Below are 2,984 nucleotides of genomic sequence, written 5' to 3' on the forward strand. Positions count from 1 at the left end.
TGGTTTCGACACACTATCATTAACTGAATCCATAGGTTAATGAGGCGAACCGGGGGAACTGAAACATCTCAGTACCCCGAGGAAAAGAAATCAACCGAGATTCCCCCAGTAGCGGCGAGCGAACGGGGAGGAGCCCAGAACCTGAATCGGCTTGTGTGTCAGTGGAAGCGTCTGGAAAGGCGCACGATACCGGGTGACAGTCCCGTACACGAAGATGCACAGGTCGTGAGTTCGATGAGTAGGGCGGGACACGTGGTATCCTGTCTGAACATGGGGGGACCATCCTCCAAGGCTAAATACTCCTGACTGACCGATAGTGAACCAGTACCGTGAGGGAAAGGCGAAAAGAACCCCGGCGAGGGGAGTGAAATAGAACCTGAAACCGTGTACGTACAAGCAGTGGGAGCCTTGATTTATCAGGGTGACTGCGTACCTTTTGTATAATGGGTCAGCGACTTATATTCTGTAGCGAGGTTAACCGAATAGGGGAGCCGTAGGGAAACCGAGTCTTAACTGGGCGTCTAGTTGCAGGGTATAGACCCGAAACCCGGTGATCTAGCCATGGGCAGGTTGAAGGTTGGGTAACACTAACTGGAGGACCGAACCGACTAATGTTGAAAAATTAGCGGATGACTTGTGGCTGGGGGTGAAAGGCCAATCAAACCGGGAGATAGCTGGTTCTCCCCGAAAGCTATTTAGGTAGCGCCTCGTGAATTCATCTTCGGGGGTAGAGCACTGTTTCGGCTAGGGGGCCATCCCGGCTTACCAACCCGATGCAAACTGCGAATACCGAAGAATGTTATCACGGGAGACACACGGCGGGTGCTAACGTCCGTCGTGAAGAGGGAAACAACCCAGACCGCCAGCTAAGGTCCCAAAGTCATGGTTAAGTGGGAAACGATGTGGGAAGGCCCAGACAGCCAGGATGTTGGCTTAGAAGCAGCCATCATTTAAAGAAAGCGTAATAGCTCACTGGTCGAGTCGGCCTGCGCGGAAGATGTAACGGGGCTAAAACCATGCACCGAAGCTGCGGCAGCGACGCTTAGGCGTTGTTGGGTAGGGGAGCGTTCTGTAAGCCTGTGAAGGTGGCCTGTGAGGGCTGCTGGAGGTATCAGAAGTGCGAATGCTGACATAAGTAACGATAATGCGGGTGAAAAACCCGCACGCCGGAAGACCAAGGGTTCCTGTCCAACGTTAATCGGGGCAGGGTGAGTCGACCCCTAAGGCGAGGCTGAAAAGCGTAGTCGATGGGAAACAGGTTAATATTCCTGTACTGGGTGTTACTGCGAAGGGGGGACGGAGAAGGCTATGTCATCCGGGCGACGGTTGTCCCGGTTTAAGCGTGTAGGTGGGTGACTTTGGTAAATCCGGGTCGCTATTAAACACTGAGGCGTGACGACGAGGCACTACGGTGCTGAAGTGACAGATGCCCTGCTTCCAGGAAAAGCCTCTAAGCCTCAGGTAACATCGAATCGTACCCCAAACCGACACAGGTGGTCAGGTAGAGAATACTCAGGCGCTTGAGAGAACTCGGGTGAAGGAACTAGGCAAAATGGTGCCGTAACTTCGGGAGAAGGCACGCTCTTGTGGGTGAAGTCCCTCGCGGATGGAGCTGACGAGAGTCGCAGATACCAGCTGGCTGCAACTGTTTAATAAAAACACAGCACTGTGCAAACACGAAAGTGGACGTATACGGTGTGACGCCTGCCCGGTGCCGGAAGGTTAATTGATGGGGTTATCCGTAAGGAGAAGCTCTTGATCGAAGCCCCGGTAAACGGCGGCCGTAACTATAACGGTCCTAAGGTAGCGAAATTCCTTGTCGGGTAAGTTCCGACCTGCACGAATGGCGTAATGATGGCCAGGCTGTCTCCACCCGAGACTCAGTGAAATTGAACTCGCTGTGAAGATGCAGTGTACCCGCGGCAAGACGGAAAGACCCCGTGAACCTTTACTATAGCTTGACACTGAACCTTGAGCCTTGATGTGTAGGATAGGTGGGAGGCTTTGAAGCGTGGACGCCAGTCTGCGTGGAGCCAACCTTGAAATACCACCCTTTAATGTTTGATGTTCTAACCTGGGCCCGTAAACCGGGTCGGGGACAGTGTCTGGTGGGTAGTTTGACTGGGGCGGTCTCCTCCCAAAGAGTAACGGAGGAGCACGAAGGTTAGCTAATCCTGGTCGGACATCAGGAGGTTAGTGCAAAGGCATAAGCTAGCTTGACTGCGAGAGTGACGGCTCGAGCAGGTGCGAAAGCAGGTCTTAGTGATCCGGTGGTTCTGAATGGAAGGGCCATCGCTCAACGGATAAAAGGTACTCCGGGGATAACAGGCTGATACCGCCCAAGAGTTCATATCGACGGCGGTGTTTGGCACCTCGATGTCGGCTCATCACATCCTGGGGCTGAAGTAGGTCCCAAGGGTATGGCTGTTCGCCATTTAAAGTGGTACGCGAGCTGGGTTTAGAACGTCGTGAGACAGTTCGGTCCCTATCTGCCGTGGGCGTTGGAAGATTGAGGGGGGTTGCTCCTAGTACGAGAGGACCGGAGTGAACGCACCGCTGGTGTTCGGGTTGTCATGCCAATGGCACTGCCCGGTAGCTACGTGCGGAAGAGATAACCGCTGAAAGCATCTAAGCGGGAAACTTGCCCCGAGATGAGTCTTCCCTGGGCCCTTGAGGCCCCTGAAGGGACGTTTAAGACGAAGACGTTGATAGGCTGGGTGTGTAAGCGTAGCGATACGTTGAGCTAACCAGTACTAATGACCCGAGAGGCTTAACCTTACAACACCGAAGGTGTTTTGGTGAGAGACTAAAAGTAGAATTTGGCTTGTTCGAGGATTGGATGGCGTGGTGTAGCGATACACGGCGACATGAAGGATTAGGACGTTGAGAGACGTTGAAAGAATTTGCCTGGCGGCGATAGCGCGGTGGTCCCACCTGACCCCATGCCGAACTCAGAAGTGAAACGCCGTAGCGCCGATGGTAGT

Annotated in this window: 1 rRNA gene and 1 other annotated feature (1 of these 2 cut by a window edge); the gene reads left to right on the forward strand. The window is 53.7% G+C overall.

The features are described 5' to 3' along the window. Positions 1–2,778 (forward strand) — a sequence feature (most likely nonfunctional fraction of RNA operon) (it extends 1,639 nt beyond the left edge of the window). 128 nt (positions 2,779–2,906) lie between these two features. Next, positions 2,907–2,984 (forward strand): 5S ribosomal RNA (gene rrf / locus FDP13_RS21325); the annotation flags it as partial.

This window comes from Dickeya sp. ws52, assembly GCF_007210685.1.
In the GTDB taxonomy this organism is placed as follows: Bacteria; Pseudomonadota; Gammaproteobacteria; order Enterobacterales; family Enterobacteriaceae; genus Dickeya; species Dickeya chrysanthemi.